The sequence below is a fragment of the Chitinophaga fulva genome (genome assembly GCF_012927205.1).
GTDB classification, from domain to species: domain Bacteria; phylum Bacteroidota; class Bacteroidia; order Chitinophagales; family Chitinophagaceae; genus Chitinophaga; species Chitinophaga fulva.
The window spans coordinates 2,441,256-2,463,829 of the sequence record NZ_JABBGC010000001.1 but is presented as its reverse complement, the minus strand read 5'-3'; the positions used below and the strand labels follow the sequence as shown (position 1 = coordinate 2,463,829).

Genomic DNA, 22,574 nt, shown 5'->3' with positions numbered 1-22,574 from the left:
ACATTTTTTTTAGAAGTACCGCGGGGCCACCACTTTCCATTTGGACCAGGAAAAACGATAATTGATCATTATTTCGTGGGAAACTGTTTGTGCGCCTTTCAGGTTTGACTGCATCGGGGTATCGTAAGAATAGCCCAGTTGCAGGTTTTTGTTCAGCTGCACTTGTACAAGACCGGTCATCGTTTTTTCGGAACGCCAGGATGCGCCCAGCCATACCAGATTTTTTAAGAGAATATTTGCATTGAGGTCGTACTGCACGCCCGTGCCTTTTACTATCCTCAATAGCACATTGGGTTTGAGTTTTACGTTGTCGTTAATGGTCAGAAGGTATCCGGATTGAATAAAATAATGTGATTGCACCACTACTTTGTTGACACTGTTGCCCAGGTCAAAACTTTTAAAAGTAGGAGAAGATATGCCTACAAAGAAGTGATCGGTGAACAACATAAAACCGAAGCCTACATCTGTTTTCCAGTAGCTCTGGTTCTGGGCAAATACCGGATCGGAAGTAGACAGGGAAGCATTGTCTTCCCGAAATTGCGACATACCTGCCTTTAAGCCCATAGCGAGGTATAACTTTTCGTTTAGCTTTACCCGTTGGGATATATTGAAATGCACGCCGGTCTGAGAATTGACGGTAATCTTCTCATTCATCAGCGACACACCCAGGCTGGTATTGGTAGCCTTCAGTGGCGTATAAAAAGAAGCGGTAGCTGTTTTAGGCGCGCCATCTACCCCCACCCACTGGTTGCGGCCTACAGCGGTGAGGCTGGAGGATTCATCCATAGAAGGGTATGCCGGGTTAATGATCATCCCGTTAAACATATACTGGGAGTAGATCGGCTGTTGCTGCGCCCACCCTTTCAGGCAGCAGCAACAGCACATTACAGCAATCCCTAAAGCTTTCATAAGTCGCTTGTTCATAGGTATCAGCTTGAATATTTTTACCAATAATGATCTCAACGTTTGATGACAATAAATCCGGTATACCGTTCTACCCTGCCTTCCACCCAGATTTGTATCTGGTAGAAGTAAGAGCCGTCGGGCACATCAGCGCCTGACTGGCCACCGGTATTGGACTTGCCTTTGAAACTGTTGGATTTATTATCGTAATTACTTGTTTTGAACACGGTACCGCCCCAACGGTTAAATACCACTACTTCATTTTTCGGGAACTTCTCGATGTTCTGGATATACATCAGGTCATTGCCCTGTCCGTCGTTGTTCGGAGAGATGGCAGGATGCACCTTGATCTTACCGTCACGTCCGTCGAGGTAGTCGATCTTGCGGTTGTTGTCGAGATGGAAGCGGCTTACGGAATCCGGAACGCCGTCGCCATCAGAATCGAGGTCGAGGAAGTTGGGGATACCATCGTTATCTGTATCATCATCAAACGGATCGCCGTTGCCGTTAATGTCTTCCTGTTCGTCTGTCAAACCATCACCATCTGTATCGCAGGTTTTGCACATCGGGTCATCGTTGAGGATAACACCAGTGGCTTTAACAGGATCACCCATTACCGGGGTATTCTGACCGGAAGCCACAGATACGGTCTGCATCTTCACAATAAATGTTTCGTTCTGTTCAAAAGCATCATCCCCGATGATGTTCACCACTACGGCTCCTTCTGACTGGAACGCAGGTATTTTCGCCTGTTTGATGGTATTGTCGAAGTCCTTGCCCGGAGTGGCTTTGAAATCCAGGTAAGGGTAACTTACGCCCTCTGTGGACTCTTCAAAATCATAGTTGATAGTGATATCCCTTGAACTTCTCCGGTTCATTTTCACCACAAATTTGAGCGGTGTGTTTTCTCCTTTGTTTCCTTCTTTCACGCTGAATTTCTCGGCAGCAAACGCCAGTGTCAATGGGTCATTGTCATGGATGATCGTTTGTGCGGAAGCGTTAGCCCCTGCTTTATAGATCGGCGTACCGCTGCCACTTACATACGGCAGGATGGTCGTTTTCAGGAAACCGTCATCATCGTTGGTATCATTATCTACTGCTGTCAGGGTAAAGTCTTGTGAAGTCCGGAGCGCTGGTAACACCACTGTGATGGTATTGCCATTCACGGTGGCGCCGGCAGCGGTGAAGCTGCGTGCGGCATCCTGCTCTACCTGGAAGCGGACAGGCAGGTCACGCGCGGCCGTATTCACAGCACGGATGCTGAAAGTAACAGGTTTGCCTTCATCTACCGGCAGCCCGTCATTGATGACAGATACCACCAGCGTGTCGTTATCGTGTATCAGCACATCAGCCTGTGACTGGGCAGACAGCGGCCAGGTGACACCCGGAATGTTGCCTGCGATCGTTTTCAGCTGCACCTGTACATTTTCATCACCTTCCACGATGGAGTTGTCAATCGGGTCCACCAGGATATCCGCATAGTTTTTACCTGCCGGAATCACGGTGGTGCCATTGAGTTTGCGGTAGCGGACATCCGGCGTTGCATTGCCACTCACCTGATAGGTCACGGTCACATCTTTCACGGCTGACAGCTTGGTGTCTGTGAAGTGTACCCTGAAATAACCCGGCGTATTAGGCTCAGCTGCATCGGCTGTTTTTTCTACCATCATTTCACGGGCGGTAGCTTTAGGGCCGGTAGCATAACTTTCGTCATCAAAAACCGTCATGCGCACGGTGTCAAGGTCATTTACATCAAAACCGATGTTCTTATTGAACCGTTTCATCTGCGCCAGCATCAGGGCGGCTTTCACTTCTTCATCACCTTCAATGACCAGGTTGTCGATCACATTCACGGGAACGGATACACTGTTTTGTCCTTGTGGGATGGTAGCAGAAGTCTGTATCGGTGCGATGTTGGTCGTACCGGCGATGCTGCTGACATAGAATACCACTTTTACATCAGCGGCAGCGGTGCTGGTACCCGGCAGTTTAATCATGTAAGCGCCGTTGGTAGCAGGTTCTGCGGCATCTTTATCTTTTACCAGGTGTACGCTCATGTCACCGGTCTCCGGTATCAATACCGATCCCGGCTGAATAAGGGTGTAACCAGGTGTTACCAGCTGGGCATTCAGTTGCAGGGTTTCATCTCCTTCCAGCACATTGTCGTTGATCATCTGCAACGTATATACTTTATTGTTAGTCAGCGCGGGCAGTGTTATAGAAGCGGGTACGCCGCTGTAGTCGGCATCATCTGCTGTGGAAGCTGCATCACGGCTAACATTGATGGCAATGTCTTCTTCAGAAGAAATCAGGCTGTTCACAAACCCTACTTTTACTGCAGAATTGCTGCCTTCGTGCAGGATAGTAGAATCAATCTTCACCTGCACTTTCAGGTTGTTCGGGTCCAGGCGGGTCACATCCTGTATGATCAGGTTGAGGGTGTCGCCCTTCATACCGTTCATATTATTCGGTGCCGCTACCAGTTGCAACAACTCATCCTTTTCGATAATGTTATCAGGCTCCGCATGTACGGAGATGTTTACGTCCGGTTGCAGGGCAGGGATCGTCACTTGTGCCGGCAGCCCGCTGTAGTCGGTCGGTTTCGCCTGCGTACCGGTACCGGCATACAGAGACACGGTGATAGGCTTGCTGGAAGTAACGCCAGGCGCCAGTGATACTTTGGCGGTATAGGTATCTCCTTCTCTTACGGCAGTACCGGGCGTTACCGGGACAATATGGATATAACCGGTGGCCGGGTCGTCGTGCGTTCTGTCCAGGATCACCACAGCATCTCCCTGCACCGGCATGTTCACGTCTCCGGTAGTACCAGTGAGGATTACCGTTTCATCGTCTTCCAGGATCAGGTCTTTCACCGCTTCCAGCAGTACCGGGTGCGTAGCGCCGGTGGCCAGTTTCGGGATCGTAATGGTCAGCGGGAAAGGCAACGGTTTATAGTCGATGGCATCAGCGGTAGATGCGGCGTCTTTATTAATGGTAACAACGATCGGTTGACCAGCCTGCCAGCCATTGGGCAGTTCCACGCCGATAGCTGCTCCGGCGCCTCCTTCATCGATGGCTGCCAGTGAGCGGATAATCTTGATCGGCGCTGTCAGCGGATACTGCGCATCGTCAATATTCACTTCAAACACATTAGCGGTATAAGTGCTGATGGCGTCTGTGGCGGTAGTGGTGATCTCAAATTTCTCAGGACCTTCCACCAGGTTATCAGGCTGTATCTTCAGCGCAATCGTAGTATCGTTAGCGTTATTAAAGGAGAAGGCATTGCTCAGGAGGTAATCCGCTCCTGCTTCAGCCACGCCGTTGGTCTGCGCGAGCGTGAGGCTGATAGGCACTTCTGTGGTAACACCTGCCGGCAGCGCGATATGCACGGTACCATCTTCACCTTCTTTGGCATGCTGTGTTTTATACGGTGTAAGTGTCAGTACCCGGTTAGCGGCAACGGTGCGGGTCAGGTCCTGTATTTGCAGGTCCAGGTTGTTCACATTATAACCAGCCAGCGTGGCGATGATCTTCAGCGATTCGTCTTTCTCCAGGATCTGATCTGTATTGGTCTGGATAACATCGTAGGTGTGTGTTTTATCAGTCTTGTCCAGTTCCAGCAGCGTGTTGATCACGGAGTAGTCGTTCTTAGCGAGACTGGCTTCTGATGCAGGGTCTATGGATACCTGTACGGCCACTTTTTTGGCAGAAGTATACAGTCGGGCAACGGTCACGCTCAGCTTCTCTCCTTCCGGTATCAGCGTTTTGCTGGCGGTGAGGGTAATTTTCCGGGCATCGGGTTTATCGATGGTACCATCTGCAATATGAATAGTGATGCTGGTAACAGGCAATATGGTGTTACCGGGGTTACCGTCAATGATCAGGTCTGCATCATCGTCCAGCACATCGTTGTCTGTAGCCAGGATTTGCATGGAGGCAGTACCGGTGGACTGGATGATAAGTTGTTTATTAAGAATGGAGGTGTGGCGGTCGTCGGTGGCAGTGGAACCACTGTTTTTCACCAGCTGTACAGTCAGCGGTATAGCCGATTTCCAGTTGTTGGGCAGTGTGGCTGTCAGTGTAGCGCCGGTCAGGTCACCTTCTTTGATGGTAGCAGGCGTACTGCTGAGGATGACCGGGTTGGTGGCCAGCAGCGGATACTCCCGGTCATTGATCGTAAAGGCCAGGGTAGCCGGATCAAGGCTGTAGGTGGTACTATAAGCATCAGAGATAGCTGGTGTGATGGTCAGGGTTTCCTGGTTTTCCACCAGGTCATCTTTGATGATGTTTAATGTGGCTACCGGCGCTGGTGCGACGGCAGTGATTTGAAGCGGCCCGGTCAACGTATAGTCATCAACGGTAGCTGTGCCGGTGATGCTGCTCAAATCAATATTAATAGGAATTTCTGTGGTAACACCGGCAGGCAGTGTAGCCGTAATAGTGGTACTGTTGTTTTCCGTGATGGTCGTTTGTGGAACGGCCAGGGTTACTTTGGTATTGGCTGTATTCCTTCTGGTGGCGTCATTGATGGTGACGGTGGCACCGGTAATATTATGATAGGTGGCATTGGTACCGGTGATCACTAGCGCTTCATCTTTCTCGATCACCATATCGGGAGCGGCCGTCAGCACATTGCCCGGGGTAGTGTAAGTACCGATAGTGTAAGCAGGCAGTTCTATCTCGTTCACCAGCGTATAGTCTGTCGCGCTGGCCTCTGTACCTGTAGGGTTGGCCGCCAGTGCGATCTTGATATTTTTAGCGGAGCTGTATCCACCGGACATTGTGATGGTAAAGGGCGTGGCTTGTCCTTCTGTCAGCGGACTGGTAACCGGCGCTATTGTTAAGGATGCCCCGGAGGCATCTGTTTTATCGTGGATGTTAAGCGTTACATCTGCACCGGTGGTAATGCCTGCTATGGTGCTGGCAGCCGGGGCGGCATGGATCACCAGGGCGCGGTCATCTTCCAGTACCAGGTTGGCAGCTGCCGTGATGGTCTGTGGTACAGATGCTTTCGTGCCAGCGGGAATGGTCATGGAAACAGGTAAACCGGTATAGGTACCTGTTTGCGCGGTGGTGCCGGCAGCGGTGGAAATATCGAAATTCAGTGCTACGTCGGTGGCAACGATCCCGGCAGGCAGCTCTATCCAGCAATTGGCGCCGGTGGGGTCACCTTCATTAATATCATTGGTGGAGAGGTGGAGTGTAGCCGGTGCCGTGAGTGGCAGCTGCGCATCTTTAATGGTGATAGTGGCCGGCGTCATCTTAAACGCGGTAGCGCTGCCGTCAGTGACAGTGGCGGTAAGGGCGATGGTTTCATCTCCCTCTATTCTGCCATCGTTTATCAGGTTAAGGATACCACTGATGGGCGTGTTGCCATTGATGGTATTGGCAGGCACTGTCAGGGTGTAGTCTGTATTGTCTGTAGCCGTACCACCTTTCGCCAGGGTAACGGTAATGGGTATGTCCGTAGATACACCTGCCGGCAGACTAACATTAATGATACCATTGTTATATCCTTCCTTGAATGTCAGGGCAGGATAGGCGGGATCAGGGTCTGCAGGGGTAACGGTAACGCCTAAAGTAATATTCTCGTCGTGGTTACGGGTATCATCTGTAATAGTGATGACCGGCCCGGCAGCTGTTTTAGCCTGGCCCAGCACATTAGCGTCACCTTGTATTTTGAACGTCTCGCTGGCTTCAAGTACCAGGTCAGTTTTGGCTACAATCTCGATATTAGCGCTGCCCGTACCATTAGCGATCAGCACTTTTTTATCCATGGTGAAGTCCACATCCGGGGTGGCGGTATTGCCGCTGAGAACGGACAGGTCTACATAGGTATCTTCTGTTACCGTGGTAGCGCCAGGCAGGGAGATGGTACCAACGAGCTTAGGATCGCCTTCTTTGACGGTCGTTTGCGCAAAGTTGATGGTCAGCGTACGGTCTTCATCATCAATAATGGTGTAGGTAGCTTGTTTGGTGGCGCCTAGTTGCACCAGTGCATTACAGGTGATATCCTGCAACTGGAGGGTGAGCTTACGGCTGTATTCCAGTTTGTTATTGCCTTTGATGATCACATTGGTGACCGGCACCAGTTGATTAGCAGCTTGTGTATAGTCTCTGGCCGGAATGATAAAGCCCATTTCATAGGTGAAGTCCTGACCGTCCACTGCGGGGTGTAGTTCACCGCCAACAGCCACTACTTTCATTTCTGCGTAAACGGGCGTGGTGAGGACACCACCGGTCACTTTCAGTTTCAGGCTTTGCGGCGCGTGGTCGTTGCCGGCGTTACCTTCGTTATCACCGGCATCGCCGGCAAATTGGACGGTAACGGCTGTACTGTTATTGGAGGTAGCGCCCTGAATGGCGGTATATATGGCATCATAGTCTGCATAGGAAGCCGTGGCCGGCGGCGGTGGCGGAGTAGCGTCCAGATCGCCATAGCCCACTGCAATACGGGTACCGAACGTTTTACCAGCCAGTTTGTTTCTCAAGGCCGTTTGCACACACAACATCCTGTCAAAACCATCCACATAAGGAGTTCCGATACTGTTGTCATAAGGAAAGGTATTCAATGGGGATGAACCCTGAAAATCCCCCGGAAGGCCAGTCTGGTTTGGGAGGGTATAGCTGATAAATCCCGAAGCGTTAGCGGAAAGAAACCCATGCGTATAGGGCTGTGACACGCTGCAATCATTGGGCTTATGGTAAGCCCCTACATATCCGGTTGCACCATTTTGTTTAAATCCCCTCACGCAGTATCCGGGAACACCTGCCTGGTAGTCATTTCCCGGATCGTAAGCAAAATTGGTTGTTTGCTGCATGGCCAGGTGTTCTTCCTGGTAAATCATCAGGTCATAACCAATGTTGTTACCATTAAATGAATAGTCGACCGTGAAATATTTGTTGGGTGCTATATATGTGTAAGCGCGGGTGATATAAATCGGCAGTTCCACATCCGGACCTGTCTGTGTTTTCTTATCATATATTTTATTAAAGACGAAAACTCTGTAAGGGGAGGCCGGAGTACCGTTTCCAATCACGGGGGAGATGTAACAAATATTGGTATCCAGGCTTTGCAGGTCAGTCATGGGGCTGGTGCTGTGCTTCACCCGGATGTAGTCACCGTATCCTTTTTCGCCGTTGGCCACATAGGAATCTGTTTTACCATTGCGGAACACCTGAATTCTGCCTTTGGTGTCCATTTCGAGCCGGAGCCCGTCGCTGGCGGTATTGCCGCCGGTGCTGTTGATCACGCGGGTGGCGGGGAGTGGAACCTGGGCCTGTGTACCGGTAAATGCCAGCAGGAACAGGAGTAATAATGTTACGCAACGCCTTAGCACGGTTTTGCCTTCCGGCAATAGCTGCTCTTTCGTTTTCATAGGATGGGACAGGACTAACATATGCGTGTGTAAATTTCTATTTATACATATAGATTTAATCAAAATGTAAAAAACAGTCCTTTGTAAAACCTATATGCCTCGTAAATTGGCTCTCCCGGCAACTTTTAACCTAAATACTTCATAAGTTGAAGCTGAAAAACCTTGCGTTGCCGGCAATTATCTGATATCAATACCCAGGGATCGGGGAAGAATAAGACACACTAATTGCGCTTACTATGATGTTTAATAATTGCTCATACCCTACTTACTGTTCTTTACCACTAAACAATTAAATATAAAATCATATATTTTAATTTGCAAACTTATAGCATAATTTATATTAAATCAAATTTTATTTGTTTAGAAGCAGAAGAGATTGCTCTAACAGGATGATTAACAAAATTTTAGAGGCTCACTGCGATATAGAGGGAGTGTCATTATGTTAAAAGTTAAAATAAGCCTAGATTTGCACAAAACTTTATTTAATGTCTACAATTGCGAAATCCAACATCGACTTTAGCCTTCCGTATAAGGTAAAAGATATGTCGCTTGCGGCCTGGGGTCGTAAAGAGATAGAGCTGGCAGAAGCCGAAATGCCCGGTTTGATGTCATTGAGAGAAGAATATGGCGATAAGAAGCCCCTGAAAGGCGCCCGTATTGCCGGTTGTCTGCATATGACCATCCAGACTGCTGTACTGATCGAAACCCTGGTACACCTGGGTGCTGAAGTACGCTGGAGCTCCTGCAATATTTTCTCTACACAAGACCACGCCGCCGCTGCTGTAGCTGCTGCCGGTGTTCCGGTATTTGCCTGGAAAGGTCTCAACGAACAGGAATTTGACTGGTGCATTGAACAAACCCTGTTCTTTGGTAGCTCAGAGCGTCCCCTGAACATGATCCTGGACGACGGTGGTGACCTGACCAACATGGTATTTGACAAATACACTGAACTGATCCAGCATATCAAAGGGCTGAGCGAAGAAACCACTACCGGTGTTCACCGCCTGTACGAGCGCATGAAAAACGGTACTTTGCCCATGCCTGCCATCAATATCAACGACTCTGTTACCAAATCCAAATTTGACAACAAATACGGTTGCCGCGAATCCTGTGTAGACGCTATCCGTCGTGCTACTGACGTGATGATCGCCGGTAAAGTGGCTGTTGTAGCTGGTTTCGGTGACGTAGGTAAAGGTTCCGCTGAATCTCTGAGAGGTGCAGGCGCTCGTGTAATCGTTACTGAAATCGATCCGATCTGTGCTTTACAGGCTGCGATGGAAGGTTATGAAGTGAAAAAAATGAACGATGCCGTTAAAGAAGCTGATATCATCGTAACCACTACCGGTTGCCGCGATATCATCAACGGTGAACACTTCAAACTGATGAAAGATAAATGCATCGTTTCCAATATCGGTCACTTCGATATCGAAATCGACGTTGCATGGCTGAATAAAAACTACGGTCATACCAAAGTGGAAATCAAACCGCAGGTTGATAAATACACCATCGATGGTAAAGACATCATCCTGCTGGCTGAAGGCCGTCTGGTGAACCTGGGCTGCGCTACAGGTCACCCTTCTTTCGTAATGAGTAACTCTTTCACCAACCAGACCCTGGCTCAGCTGGAACTGTGGCTAAATTCAGACCAGTACGAAAACAAAGTTTACGTACTGCCTAAACACCTGGATGAAAAAGTTGCCCGCTTACACCTGAAAAAAATCGGTGTGGAACTGGACGTACTCACCCCTGCTCAATCCGAATACCTCGGCATTCCGGCAGAAGGTCCGTTCAAACCAGACTACTACAGATACTAGTCGATGACGAATTGAAAACAGAAAGACCTGAGCGAATACCTGCTCAGGTCTTTCTGTTTTGTACAGGTTATTTATGCACACTGCGATAAAACAGCCCTCCCCTCGTAATTCCTAATCCGTAATTCGTAATTGATTAGTATTTTTGTGGCATGACAAAGCTGAGCGTAAATATCAACAAGTTTGCTACCCTGCGCAATGCACGGGGCGGCAACCTTCCGGACATTCTTAAAGTGGCACAGGATTGCGAACGGTTCGGCGCTGACGGTATTACCGTCCACCCCCGCCCGGACGAGCGTCATATCCGCTACCAGGACGTAAGAGACCTTAAACCCCTTGTCACTACCGAATTTAATATCGAAGGATACCCTTCCAGAGATTTTATGGACCTCGTACTGGCTGTAAAACCACACCAGTGCACCCTGGTACCGGACCCACCAGATGCCATTACTTCCAACACCGGCTGGGACACCATCCAACACCAATCCCAACTGAAAGAAGTGATCAGCGAGCTGAAAAAAGCCGGTATCCGCGTTTCTATATTCCTCAACGCTGAACCCGATAAGGTGGAAGGCGCCAAAACCGCAGGTGCAGACCGCATCGAGCTGTATACCGGCCCTTACGCGGAAGAATATACGAACGCACGTACACAACCGCAGAACCTCCAGCTGTTCAACGACTATAAAAACACGGCCCGCGAAGCCACCAACATAGGACTGGAACTGAATGCCGGCCACGACCTTAACCTGGACAACCTGCGCTTCTTCAAACTGCATATCCCGCAACTGAAAGAAGTGTCCATCGGTCACGCCCTCGTGGTGGATGCCCTGTATTATGGCCTCGAAAACACCATCCAGCTCTATAAAAGACAACTGGCAGACCTCTAACACAAGAAAATATTTTATAAAAAAAGATACCCGTTTGATGATATATCAAACGGGTATCTTTTTATAGCGTTGTCAATCGCTCCCTCTTCCCGTCGATCTCCATGAATCAGGGAAATCAGGAGTAATCATGTCCATCATGGGGTCAAATATTAAAGCCATTCCGCTGAGAGGAATGGCTTTAAGAACCCTTAAAACAATCAACATGATGCTCATACCGGGGTCACAACAAAACCGATATGAACTTTTAAAAAATTGCTGCCAGGAATGGCAACAAAATGACTTTATATTAAAACTAAAATAAATTCGCTTTTATAAAAACCGGTCGGCAGTGACCAAAGCGTCGACTAGTAACCACTGCCTTTCCTGCTTACTTCTTTAATAACGCTATTTCCAGCACTTGGTTCATTTCTCTTACATAATGAAATTTCATGCCTTTGATATATGAAGGATTTATTTCTTTTATATCCTTCTCATTCTGCCAACATAAGATAATTTCCTTGATCCCTGCCCTTTTGGCGGCCAGAATTTTTTCTTTCAAGCCTCCTACCGGCAGTACCTGTCCTCTCAGGGTAATTTCCCCGCTCATCGCCAGATAGGACCTTACCTTACGTCCGGTGAATACGGAAGTCAGCGCAGTGAGCATAGTGATACCGGCACTGGGACCGTCTTTCGGCACGGCGCCTTCCGGTATATGCACATGCACATTCTTCGTATGGAAGATTTTCGGGTCTACCTTCAACTCGGCGGCATGGGACTGTATATAGGTCAACGCGGTTACCGCCGATTCCTTCATCACATTGCCCAGGTTACCGGTCAGTTTCAGTTCGCCTTTTCCTTCACTCAGACTGCTTTCGATAAACAGGATTTCTCCGCCTACATATGTCCAGGCGAGGCCTACGGCTACTCCCGGAGGGTTACCTACCTTATAGATCTCATTGGAGTAACGGGGTTTGCCCAATATCCGCTCTACATCTGCTTCGGTAATGTTTTCAGGCACTTTGCGCTCCATGGCCACTTCTTTGGCCAGGTTACGCATGATCGCAGCGAAGAGCCTGTCCAGCTCCCTTACGCCGCTCTCGCGGGTGTAGTCTGCGACGATGTGCTCAATGACACCGTTGTTGAGTTTGAACTTGGTATCCTTCAGACCGTGCGCCTCTTTCTGTTTGGGCAACAGGTGGCGTTTGGCGATTTCCGTTTTTTCCTCGATGGAATATCCGCTGAGGTCAATAATTTCCAGCCTGTCGCGCAGCGCAGGATGAATAGCACCGATATTATTGGCGGTAGCGATGAACAAAACCTTGCTCAGGTCAAATTCCAGCTCCAGGTAGTTATCGTAGAAAGTACTGTTCTGCTCAGGGTCCAGTACTTCCAGCAACGCTGAACTTGGATCGCCGCGCAGATCGTTGCCGATCTTGTCAATTTCATCCAGGATCATGACAGGATTGGCAGATTTGATTTTGCGGATGGATTGTATCACCCGGCCAGGCATAGCGCCGATATAGGTTTTACGGTGACCTCTGATCTCGCTTTCGTCGTGCAAACCACCAAGGCTCAACCGCACATATTTACGACCTACCGCATTGGCAATAGAGCGTCCCAGAGAGGTTTTACCGATACCCGGAGGGCCTACGAAACACAGGATAGGTGATTTCATATCCCCTTTCAGTTTCAGTACGGCCAGGTATTCCAGTATTCTCTCTTTGATTTTCTCCATGCCATAATGATCATGGTCCAATATTTTCTTCGCCTTTTTCAGGTCGTAGCTGTCAGTGGTGAATTCGCCCCAGGGCAGGTCCAGCATCAGGTCCAGGTGGTTGTACACCACGCTGTAATCCGGCGTGCTGGGATGCATGCGCTCCAGTTTCTCGATGCCTTTGGCAAAAGCTTCCGCAGCGGCTGCCGACCATTTCTTTTCTTCCGCTTTACGCTTCATTTCCTTCAGCTCACGGTCGTTGGCATCGCCACCCAGTTCTTCCTTGATGGACTTCATCTGTTGTTGCAGGAAGTAGTCACGCTGTTGCTTATCAAGGTCGGCTTTGGTTTTATTGGTGATTTTGTTTTTCAGTTCTGCCAGCTGCAGTTCTGTCTGCAACAGTTTCATCAACAGTTCCGCACGGGTACGCAGATTGTTGATTTCTAGCAGTTGTTGTTTGTCTTTCAGATCAGAGTTGAGATTGGAAGACACAAAATGCACCAGGAAAGAGGCATTTTCAATGTTTTTGAGGATAATGCTTGCTTCTGAAGGCAGATTGGGAGAGAGCTGGATGATCTGTGCCGCCAGGTCCTTGATAGAGGAAATATAGGCATCGAATTCCGAGTCGTCTTCTGCTGCCTCATCCTGTAACAACTCCACCTGGGCTTTGAAATAAGGATCTTCCGAAACAATCTCTTTTATTTTGAACCGTTTGCGGCCCTGGATAATGATGGTAGTGCCACCGTCCGGCATTTTGATCAGTTTAACGATGCGGGCCACAGTGCCCACCTCGCTCAGATCGGCCACATTGGGATCCTCGATGGTACTGTCTTTCTGTGCCACCACACCGATCAATTTGTCAGCCTTGTATGCGTCGTTAACTGCCTTTATGGATTTATCCCTGCCCACGGTGATCGGTAAAACCACACCGGGAAACAGAACGGTATTGCGTAATGGTAATAATGCCAGTTGGTCGGGAATATTATCTTCCTCCTGACCTTCCCCGTCTTCATTCAAAGGGATAATAGGCATAAACTCCATTTCATCTTCTGAATTTCCTAAGTAAAATCTGTTCATCTGAGATATTTAATGCCCGGAGGACATTCTGGCAGAAAACACTGCTGAAACCTCCGTTTTTTTATGCACTACTACCTTGTCAAGTTTGGTGCCAAGTGACGAGTTGTCACGCCAAACGACCCCGGTGACCGGTATTTTGCGCGATATCAAAAAAAACAAAGAAGCGAAGATCACCGCTGTGAATACGTGCGTAATGGTAACAACCATCCTGCATATTCTCAAATGTGATCTCCGCTTCTTTGTGTTCTTACAAAATACGGGCTTCTTTTATACGTTGTGCGTGCGCGTGATTACAGGGTCACGCCCACACCCAGCTGAATGCTCTGGTTTTTCCAGTTGCTGGTGCTGGTAACGCTTTCGATGCCTTTTACGTCATTGAAACCAATGATGTAACGGGCGCTGACATTCACGATCGGCAGTTGCAGCCACAAACCGGCCACACCGGAAATTTCACCACCTTTAAAGGCAGTATTGGCAGCACCAAAAACTTTTCTGTCGCTCACCATCGCGCCGAACTGAGGACCTACCTGCAGTTTGAGACGGGGAGTTCCCAGGTCTATATTTGCGAGCAACGGAATGCTCAGGTAGTTCAGGTTGACTTTTTTGCGGTCATCTGAAGTGCTTACATTTTTATAGATATCGCTGAAATTATCAGTGGTTTCTGTTTTAGTAGAAGAAAAGATTACTTCACCCTGCACACCAAAACCTTTTACCAGGTTTAATTGTGCGAAACCACCCAGGTGGTAACCCAATTTGAATCCGTCCTGAAATCCGGAACCATCCAGTTTTCCAAGGTTGGCGCCACCTTTAATACCAAAGCGCAGTAACCTTTGCGCGCTAACAGTGGTGGTAACAGCGGTCATTGCAAGCAATGCAACGGCGAGAAACAGTTTTTTCATAATTGTATTGTTGTTAGTAATGGTTAAAATTATAGACGCCCGAACAGTAAAATACCCCTACGTTATCAGGGAGATTCCCTAAATACAAATTCCGTGCTATTTGTTAAAGAAATCAGAAACTGTAAGACAGGCGAGCGGTGAAATAGCCCATCAGTTCCGTATCTGCGCCGGTTAACGGTTTAAAAATGGTGAAGGAAGGAGAAAAGGTAAATTGATCGAACAGGTAGGAGACATTAATGGTGCAATCGAGGGCACGGGGCTCAAAATCAGTGTGGTCTTCGTAATTCACGACTTTACCCGGACGCATTTTATCGAGTTTCATTTTGGAGGAACGCGTCAGATAACGGAAAGCCGCCAGCTGACTGTAATAATTGGCCGTGCCCATTGTCAGCGACAGGGAAGGTTGTAACAACAAAGCGTCGCGGGAACAGAGCAGTCCATCGAAAATAAAAGGATGCCGCACGGTGGCTATCACATTAAAATCGCTGCCGGTTACATGTTCTCTCAGGCGTGGCCTGTTGTTGGTATAGTTCCCCCAGCCATAATCCACGCTAACGCCCATGTGCAGCCACCATTTACGGTAGTAAAAATAAGAGAACAATTCATTGGTGATCGGTGTGGACGGAACATCGGTAGAATCGGCAAAAAAGTAACGGGTATACGAAATGCCGGTGATGAAATTCCTTTTCTTCGTATAGTCATAACCGGCAGTGAAGTCCCATTCAAACCAATGTTTTTTGTCTGTATCAAACAAATAATAACCGCTGGCGCCTGCGAATATGCCGCTTTTATGATACCAGGTCAGCGAAGGGGAAAGATAAGCCTTCATGACAATAGGCTGCTCCAGGTTGACCGTCTTACTGCCATAAGCAGGATTGTTGCCATAGCTAAGCGCTGCCACTACTTCACTCTTCTGTTGTTTGTTCAACAGTGAATCCAACTGTCTCTCGAGATCCGCCAAGGACTGACCTTCAGCGAAAACACAGCAAAACAGTAGCAGACATGTCAGGAATACGCGCATTGAATAGGAGATACTGCCCACAATATAGCATATTTTGACATTTGACCATTTGGATATTCGGTGACCGGGCTTTTTAAGGCGGTGAGTACCCCCTGGCGCTTTATGATTGAGAAAAACAGCCGGACTCTCCCTTCATCTCCTATCAAACTGACGGAACCTTACACAAGGTCAATCACCGTGATCTCCGGCAATACGCCAACCCGTCCCGGGTAACCGAGGAAACCGAAGCCCCTGTTCACATACAGCCGTTGTTCTCCGGCTTTGTACAGGCCTGCCCATTCCTTGTAGAAGTATTGCGCTGGGCTCCATTTGAGGCCTGGTATCTCCACGCCGAACTGCATACCATGGGTATGGCCGGCCAGGGTGAGGTCAATATCCGGGAATTCAGGACGGATCTGGGCATCCCAGTGGGTGGGATCGTGTGACATCAGGATTTTGAAGGGGATATGGTTAACGCCATCGTACGCCCGGCGCAGATCGCCATGACGGGGGAACCGTTTGATAGCGCTCCAGTTCTCCACACCGAGGAGTGCGATCTGGCCGCCGTCTTTTTCCAGCACCACGCTTTCGTTCATCATCAGTTTCCATCCCAGTTCACCGTGCACCACCTTGAGGCGTTCCAGGTTCTTCCGTTGCATTTCACTATGCCCTGCGGGTGTTTTGTCCGGCCAGGGGTAATAATCGCCATAGTCGTGATTGCCCAGCGTAGAGTATACGCCCATGGGGGCTTTGATCTGGCTGAACACGTCCATCCACTGGGTCATTTCATCCGCGCGGTCGTTGACCAGGTCACCGGTAAACAATACCAGGTCGGCCTTCTGGGCGTTGATCATGTTCACGCCTTTGATCACCGCCTCCCGGTTGGCGAAGCTGCCGGAATGGATGTCTGAGATCTGCACGATACGCAGTCCCCTGAAGGAAGCAGGCAGGTTTTTAAATGCCAGTTTGAGTTTATGGACGCGGTAGTTGTATTTATTGGAGAAGCCGTACAGCAGGGCGCCAAACAGGCTGCCACCCGCGATGAGGCCGAGGCGGCTCAGGAATTGGGAACGGGTGATACCATTCACCGCGCCTTCCGCAGCAGTGGTGCTTTGTGCCGGAGAAAACCGGTGTATCAGCCATACGATGCCGCGGCGGACATCATCTATCAGCAGGAATACCACCGCCAGCAGTTTTGCGACCACCAGCCCCAGGAATATGGCCATCAGGTAGGATTTCAGCTGGGCCGGCCAGCTATGCCAGTGAATATATGGCAGCAGCAGGACCATGATAATGCAGACCGCGGAGACAGACCAGTAGGCAGTATAGGCGATGGTCCGTACCCGTGGCAGTGACATGTACACCATGGCTCTTACCGCCTGAAATACGTAGAGGTCCAACAAAAGAAGAAAAACGACTAATATAATAGAATTCAACCCAGGTCGCATTATAAATATTTAATATAAAATTTAACAGAAAGGCAAATTAACACAAGTTATCCGTCAGAAAAAGTTAAAACGGGTAGCCGGCAGCTATGCAGACGAATAACAAACGGATAAATTGCAGGGTTTTAAATTAAATTCCGAAACCGGGGTTTATCAGCGTATTTATATTAATTATATATTAAATATCACCCATCTCCGGTTCCGTCCTGATCAGGACACTTTGTGAATAAATAAATATACTACAGCGCCGGAATTGTTGCTAATCGTTGTATTTTTGTCCGATTCAGGTAGCTTGTAACATTTAATTACCCGGGTTAGTGATTTTTTGGGCGAAAGCTTAAATTCATCATTATTACCGGTAATTCGTTTTTTTTACCTAAAATTGAGACCATGAGATACACCAATTACGGTCATTCCTGCTTTGCAGTGGAGATAAAAGGCAAGCGGATACTTTTTGACCCGTTCATTACGCATAATGAGCTGGCCAGCAAGGTAGACGTTCAGGCTATTAAGGCGGATTATATTTTTGTTTCCCATGGTCATGAAGACCATGTGGCGGATTTGATTTCGCTGGCGAAGCAGACCGGGGCCATGGTGGTATCCAATTTTGAGATTATTACCTGGGCGGGCAAGCAGGGGCTGACCAAGCTGCACCCAATGAATACCGGTGGCAAGTGGAAATTCGATTTTGGCACAGTGAAGTGTGTGGTGGCGCAGCATTCCAGCGGTCTGCCGGACGGCACTTACGGTGGCAATCCGATGGGATTTGTATTTGTCACTGATGAGGGCAATTTTTATTACAGTGGTGATACCGCGCTGACCATGGACATGGAGCTGATCCCGGGTATTACCGAACTGGATTTTGCCGTTTTGCCAATTGGTGATAATTTCACGATGGGCCCGGAAGATGCCATTGCCGCGGCCGAAATGATTGAATGTGAAAAAATAATCGGCATCCACTACGACACCTTCGGGTATATCAAGATAGACAAGAGGGAGGTCATGCAGCTTTTTGATGAAGCTGGCGTGGAGCTGCTGCTGCCTGAAATAGGCAGTACCATAGAGGTTTGAGGAAGAGGCGATCCTGCTATTTAATCCTTTATCCTATAAATGAACCTTTGAATTTTTTAAATTACACAATGGCTAGAGTAATCGCAATCGCTAATCAGAAAGGTGGGGTAGGAAAAACAACCAGTGCAATCAACCTGGCAAGCAGCCTGGCTGTACTGGAATTCAAAACATTGCTGGTAGATGCTGATCCCCAGGCAAACAGCACCACAGGACTGGGCTTTGACCTGCGTAATATTCAGCAGAGCCTGTACGACTGTATGGTAAACGATGTTCAGGCCAAAGATGTGATACTGGAGTCCGATACGCCCAACCTGAAAGTATTACCTTCCCATATTGACCTGGTAGGTGCGGAGCTGGAACTGATCAATCATCCCAACCGTGAGCGGGTGATGAAGCAGGTGGTGGATGCGGTAAAGGATGATTACGATTTTGTGATCGTAGACTGTTCCCCTTCTTTGGGATTGATCACTGTGAACGCACTGGTGGCGTCCAACGCGGTGATTATCCCGGTACAATGTGAATTTTTTGCACTGGAAGGTCTGGGCAAATTGCTCAATACCATCAAGATCGTTCAGAGCAGACTGAATACAGACCTGGAAATTGAAGGCATCCTGATGACCATGTACGATGGTCGTTTGCGCCTCAGCAACCAGGTGGTGGACGAAGTGAAGCAGCATTTTGAGGAAAGCGTATTCAACACTATCATCCATCGTAATACCAAACTGGGGGAAGCGCCCAGCTTTGGTAAATCTGTTATTATGTACGATGCAGCCAGCACCGGTGCCATCAATTACCTGAACCTGGCCAAGGAAATACTGCAGAAGCATAACTACACGAAAATTAAATCCAAAGACAAAATCTTAAAATGAGCAATCCAAGTAAGAAAGAGGCGTTGGGGAAAGGTATCCGCTCGCTGCTCCAGAACATAGACACTGACCTGAAGCACACTGCCGGCGCCCTGGGCGATAACGCGGTAGCTACTGCTACAGGTATTGAACGTATTGCGCTGGAACAGATCGTGACCAATCCGAAGCAGCCGCGTCGTGACTTTGATGAGGTTGCCCTTCAGGAACTTAGCCAGTCTATCAAGCTGCATGACATCATCCAGCCGATCACGGTGGCCAAGATCAGTAACAAAAAATTCCAGCTGATTGCCGGAGAACGCCGTCTGCGCGCCAGCAAAATGGCCGGCCTGAAAGACATTCCGGCATATGTGCGGCAAGCCAACGACCAGGAACTGCTGGAACTGGCGCTGCTGGAGAACCTGCAAAGGGAAAACCTGAATGCGATCGAGGTTGGATTGAGCTACAAGCGGTTGATGGAAGAATGTTCCCTTACACAGGAACAGGTGGCCGACCGTATGGGCAAGGAGAGAAGCACCGTCACCAACTATATCCGCCTGCTCAAACTGCCACCTGATATCCAGGTAGCGGTACGTAACGGACAACTGAGCATGGGCCATGCCCGTGTGCTTACCGGCGTGGAAAATGTGGAGAACCAACTGTTCCTCTACAATGAGATCCTTCAAAACGGCCTGTCTGTAAGGCAAACGGAAGACCTGGCCCGCAAGATCAACCAGGCTGACAAAGGTAACCAGCAGAAAGCGGCTAAAGTTAAACTGCCGCCCGCTTTCCAGAAAATACAGGACAACCTCAGCTCCCACTTCTCTACTAAAGTGAAGCTGGACAGAGGCAAGAATGGCAAAGGAAGCATTATGATTGAATTCTATTCAGACGATGAACTGAATAGCATCCTGGAAAAAATAGATTTATAAGGTGGCTAAGAAGGCTGGAAGATTATTCCGTTTATTTCGTCGCCATGTACTGGTATGTCTGGCATTACTGGTATTGGCGCCTGTACTGAAAGGGCAGGACACTACCCGTCGTACTGTCCGCACCATAGATACGTTGGCTTATCCGGTAAAAGACACGGCTAAAAGCACTGAGCTGACCGATACCACCGCGTCTATCAGCCTGGCGTCACGAGCACCGCACAGCCCGCGTAAAGCAGCGCTGTACTCGGCCATACTGCCGGGGCTCGGACAGGCGTACAACCACGAATACTGGAAAATGCCGCTGGTATACGCCGCCATTGGTACCTGTACCTACTTCTTCGTATGGAACATGGACAACTACCGCAAATACCGCGATGCCTACCGGCTGTCGGTAGACGGTAATCCGGACACGAACTCACCGGACCCGTTGCTGGCCAATAAATCATCAGGGTACCTGAAAGCCAACCGCGATTATTTCCGCCAGAATGTTGACTATTCCGTACTTTTCTTTGTACTGGCTTACACGCTTAATATCGCCGATGCCACCGTATTTGCACATTTACGCAACTGGGACATGTCTGATGAACTGAGTATGCGGGTATCTCCGGCCATCATCAACAATCAGGGTTTAGGCATCAGCGTTAAACTTGCCATCGGCGGCGGCCGTAAAAACCATAAGTCTGCCTGGCTGGCAGGTCGTTAACCAACACATCATCCACTAAAAAATATCAGCAAGGGTCATGAAAATAGCACTAATCGGATATGGTAAAATGGGTAAGGCGATCGATGCCATTGCCACTGCCAAAGGTCATGAGGTAATCCTGAGAATAGATCACGATGCCCAGCATCTGCTGGAAAAAGAGCATCTTGGACAGGCAGATGTGGCCATTGAATTCACCACTCCCGAAACGGCTTACCATAACATACAAAAGTGCTTTGAAGCTAATGTACCTGTTGTTAGCGGCACCACCGGCTGGCTCGAGCAACTGCCGGAAGTGAATGCACAATGCGAAAAAGGCCATCATGCCTTTTTACATGCCACCAACTTCAGCATCGGCGTCAATATCTTTTTTGAAGTCAACAAAAAACTGGCAGCCCTGATGGCCATCCAGCCACAATACAACGTATGGATGGAAGAAATCCACCATACCCAAAAAAAAGACGCTCCCAGCGGAACCGCCATCACCCTGGCAGAACAGCTGCTGGCTTCCGTTGACCGGAAAAAGGGCTGGGTCAATGAAGAAACACAGCAGGCTGACATGCTGTCTATCATCTCCAAAAGAATAGATCCTGCACCGGGCACCCATACCATTCATTACTCCTCTCCCATCGATGATATCACGATCACGCATACCGCACATTCCCGTGAAGGTTTTGCTGCCGGCGCCGTAGTAGCTGCGGAATGGCTGAAAGGTAAGACAGGCGTGTTTACGATGAGAGACGTGCTGAACCTATAGAGGCTGTATAATGAATTGAAAATCAATTGTTATTTATTCCTGTCACGCTCCACGTTGGCTGCCAAAACATAAAACTCAAAAGAAGAGCTTATATTTGTAACGTCAAAGATGTTCATTGCAGCACCGATAGCGTCATCCCCAGGGATGCAAATAAGTCACTATGTTATCTAAAAAAACACAATACGCATTTCACGCACTCATTCACCTGGCAGAAAATGTTGATAAAGGGCCTATCCTGATCTCCGAGATCGCTCAGGAGAAGAATATCTCTATCAAGTTCCTGGAAAACATTCTGCTGGAGCTGAAAAATGCCGGTATTCTGGGCAGTAAGAAAGGGAAAGGCGGCGGATATTACCTGATGCGTCCTCCGAAAGAGATTGCACTGGCCAAGATCATCCGGTTGCTGGACGGGCCCATCGCCCTGTTGCCCTGCGTAAGCCTCAACTATTATGAGCGCTGCGAGAACTGCCGCGATGAAGCCGTATGCGGCCTGAATGAAGTGATGAGCAAAGTAAGGGACGCCACCCTGAAACTGCTGGAGACCAAAACATTAAAAGATATTCTTACCCGCAACGCATAACCTGCGCAGCGAGCAAATTATCCGGCCGGCACGATTTTTTCGTGCCGGCTTTTTTATTTCGCGTTCGCGGTCCCAGGGCTAAAGCCCTGGGCTACGATGTTGTTCAGGTTCTTTTTATGAGGATTGCATGAGTATTGGCGCAAACCATGGGGTTCTCCCAAAATAGCAGCATTTATATCGGCAGGAGACAAGCGTTCATGAATAAATTCCCAGAATGGCGTTAACATCGGCCGAAGGCCAAGATAGTACGAATAAACTCCCTACAACAGCGACATTAACTCCAGCCTAAGACTCTGGTACCTCAAAAAACTCCCCCCAACAACCACATTAACATCGGCCGAAGGCCAAGATAACACGAATAAACTCCCTACAACAGCGACATTAACTCCAGCCTAAGACTCTGGTACCTCAAAAAATTCCCCCCAACAACCACATTAACATCGGCCGAAGGCCAAGATTAATGCACCCTGTATAAAAAAGAACCTGAACAACATTGTAACCCAGGGCTTCAGCCCTGGGAAACCAGCCCCCATAGCTCATTCACCCACAAACGATAAATTTCTAACACAATAGTCTATCTTTTTTATAGGATTTATGT

14 protein-coding genes are annotated in these 22,574 nt (G+C 48.7%); 8 read left to right on the top strand and 6 right to left on the bottom strand.

Annotation, left to right across the window (positions count from 1 at the left end; all coding sequences use genetic code 11):
• Positions 1–9: 9 nt before the first annotated feature.
• Both HHL17_RS10270 and HHL17_RS10265 read right to left on the bottom strand, forming a co-directional pair.
• Positions 10–924, bottom strand: coding sequence for a PorP/SprF family type IX secretion system membrane protein (locus HHL17_RS10270; protein ID WP_169224631.1), 915 nt, complete (start codon positions 922–924; stop codon positions 10–12).
• Between the two features lie 35 nt (positions 925–959).
• Positions 960–8,303: a gliding motility-associated C-terminal domain-containing protein gene (locus tag HHL17_RS10265; protein WP_206155956.1), complete on the bottom strand. Its 7,344-nt coding sequence runs from the start codon at positions 8,301–8,303 to the stop codon at positions 960–962.
• A 464-nt stretch (positions 8,304–8,767) separates the two neighbouring features.
• Between HHL17_RS10265 and ahcY the strand changes: the two genes are divergently transcribed.
• Together ahcY and HHL17_RS10255 are read left to right on the top strand one after the other, a co-directional pair.
• Positions 8,768–10,096, top strand: coding sequence for an adenosylhomocysteinase (ahcY, locus tag HHL17_RS10260; RefSeq protein WP_169224629.1), 1,329 nt, complete (start codon positions 8,768–8,770; stop codon positions 10,094–10,096).
• A gap of 149 nt (positions 10,097–10,245) precedes the next feature.
• Positions 10,246–10,980 (top strand): pyridoxine 5'-phosphate synthase, encoded by a 735-nt coding sequence (locus HHL17_RS10255; protein WP_169224628.1) that lies wholly within the window; start codon positions 10,246–10,248, stop codon positions 10,978–10,980.
• Positions 10,981–11,347: 367 nt separating this feature from the next.
• On the opposite strand, the gene lon is transcribed toward HHL17_RS10255, so the two are convergent.
• The 4 genes from lon to HHL17_RS10235 all read right to left on the bottom strand — a co-directional run bounded on the left by lon (position 11,348) and on the right by HHL17_RS10235 (position 17,097).
• Entirely contained in the window at positions 11,348–13,750 is a 2,403-nt protein-coding gene (lon, locus tag HHL17_RS10250) for an endopeptidase La (protein WP_169224627.1), read from the bottom strand.
• Positions 13,751–14,040: 290 nt separating this feature from the next.
• Positions 14,041–14,649 (bottom strand): porin family protein, encoded by a 609-nt coding sequence (locus HHL17_RS10245; protein WP_169224626.1) that lies wholly within the window; start codon positions 14,647–14,649, stop codon positions 14,041–14,043.
• A 112-nt stretch (positions 14,650–14,761) separates the two neighbouring features.
• On the bottom strand, positions 14,762–15,610 hold the full coding sequence (locus HHL17_RS10240) for a hypothetical protein (protein ID WP_169224625.1): 849 nt from the start codon (positions 15,608–15,610) through the stop codon (positions 14,762–14,764).
• 218 nt (positions 15,611–15,828) lie between these two features.
• Positions 15,829–17,097: a metallophosphoesterase gene (locus HHL17_RS10235; RefSeq protein WP_169224624.1), complete on the bottom strand. Its 1,269-nt coding sequence runs from the start codon at positions 17,095–17,097 to the stop codon at positions 15,829–15,831.
• Between the two features lie 387 nt (positions 17,098–17,484).
• Here HHL17_RS10235 and HHL17_RS10230 point away from each other — a divergent pair, with 387 nt between their 5' ends.
• The 6 genes from HHL17_RS10230 (at position 17,485) to HHL17_RS10205 (ending at position 21,976) form a co-directional block, all read left to right on the top strand.
• Positions 17,485–18,165 carry a metal-dependent hydrolase gene (locus tag HHL17_RS10230; protein WP_169224623.1) on the top strand — a complete coding sequence of 227 codons (681 nt, stop codon included), beginning with the start codon at positions 17,485–17,487 and terminating at the stop codon, positions 18,163–18,165.
• Between the two features lie 68 nt (positions 18,166–18,233).
• A complete protein-coding gene (locus HHL17_RS10225; protein ID WP_169224622.1) occupies positions 18,234–19,034 on the top strand; it encodes a ParA family protein in 801 nt (266 codons plus the stop codon).
• A complete protein-coding gene (locus HHL17_RS10220) occupies positions 19,031–19,939 on the top strand; it encodes a ParB/RepB/Spo0J family partition protein (RefSeq protein ID WP_169224621.1) in 909 nt (302 codons plus the stop codon). Before HHL17_RS10225 ends, HHL17_RS10220 begins: the two co-directional genes overlap by 4 nt.
• Position 19,940: 1 nt before the next feature.
• On the top strand, positions 19,941–20,642 hold the full coding sequence (locus tag HHL17_RS10215) for a DUF5683 domain-containing protein (RefSeq protein WP_169224620.1): 702 nt from the start codon (positions 19,941–19,943) through the stop codon (positions 20,640–20,642).
• 37 nt (positions 20,643–20,679) lie between these two features.
• Positions 20,680–21,396 (top strand): 4-hydroxy-tetrahydrodipicolinate reductase, encoded by a 717-nt coding sequence (gene dapB, locus HHL17_RS10210; protein ID WP_169224619.1) that lies wholly within the window; start codon positions 20,680–20,682, stop codon positions 21,394–21,396.
• A 160-nt stretch (positions 21,397–21,556) separates the two neighbouring features.
• Positions 21,557–21,976 carry an RrF2 family transcriptional regulator gene (locus tag HHL17_RS10205; protein WP_078672022.1) on the top strand — a complete coding sequence of 140 codons (420 nt, stop codon included), beginning with the start codon at positions 21,557–21,559 and terminating at the stop codon, positions 21,974–21,976.
• Positions 21,977–22,574 lie beyond the last annotated feature (598 nt).

Coding starts and splice junctions, on each gene's coding strand:
- HHL17_RS10270 (WP_169224631.1), bottom strand. CDS start 924: ATGAACAAGCGACTTATGAAAGCTTTAGGGATTGCTGTAATGTGCTGT.
- HHL17_RS10265 (WP_206155956.1), bottom strand. CDS start 8,303: ATGTTAGTCCTGTCCCATCCTATGAAAACGAAAGAGCAGCTATTGCCG.
- ahcY (WP_169224629.1), top strand. CDS start 8,768: ATGTCTACAATTGCGAAATCCAACATCGACTTTAGCCTTCCGTATAAG.
- HHL17_RS10255 (WP_169224628.1), top strand. CDS start 10,246: ATGACAAAGCTGAGCGTAAATATCAACAAGTTTGCTACCCTGCGCAAT.
- lon (WP_169224627.1), bottom strand. CDS start 13,750: ATGAACAGATTTTACTTAGGAAATTCAGAAGATGAAATGGAGTTTATG.
- HHL17_RS10245 (WP_169224626.1), bottom strand. CDS start 14,649: ATGAAAAAACTGTTTCTCGCCGTTGCATTGCTTGCAATGACCGCTGTT.
- HHL17_RS10235 (WP_169224624.1), bottom strand. CDS start 17,097: ATGCGACCTGGGTTGAATTCTATTATATTAGTCGTTTTTCTTCTTTTG.
- HHL17_RS10230 (WP_169224623.1), top strand. CDS start 17,485: ATGAGATACACCAATTACGGTCATTCCTGCTTTGCAGTGGAGATAAAA.
- HHL17_RS10225 (WP_169224622.1), top strand. CDS start 18,234: ATGGCTAGAGTAATCGCAATCGCTAATCAGAAAGGTGGGGTAGGAAAA.
- HHL17_RS10220 (WP_169224621.1), top strand. CDS start 19,031: ATGAGCAATCCAAGTAAGAAAGAGGCGTTGGGGAAAGGTATCCGCTCG.
- dapB (WP_169224619.1), top strand. CDS start 20,680: ATGAAAATAGCACTAATCGGATATGGTAAAATGGGTAAGGCGATCGAT.
- HHL17_RS10205 (WP_078672022.1), top strand. CDS start 21,557: ATGTTATCTAAAAAAACACAATACGCATTTCACGCACTCATTCACCTG.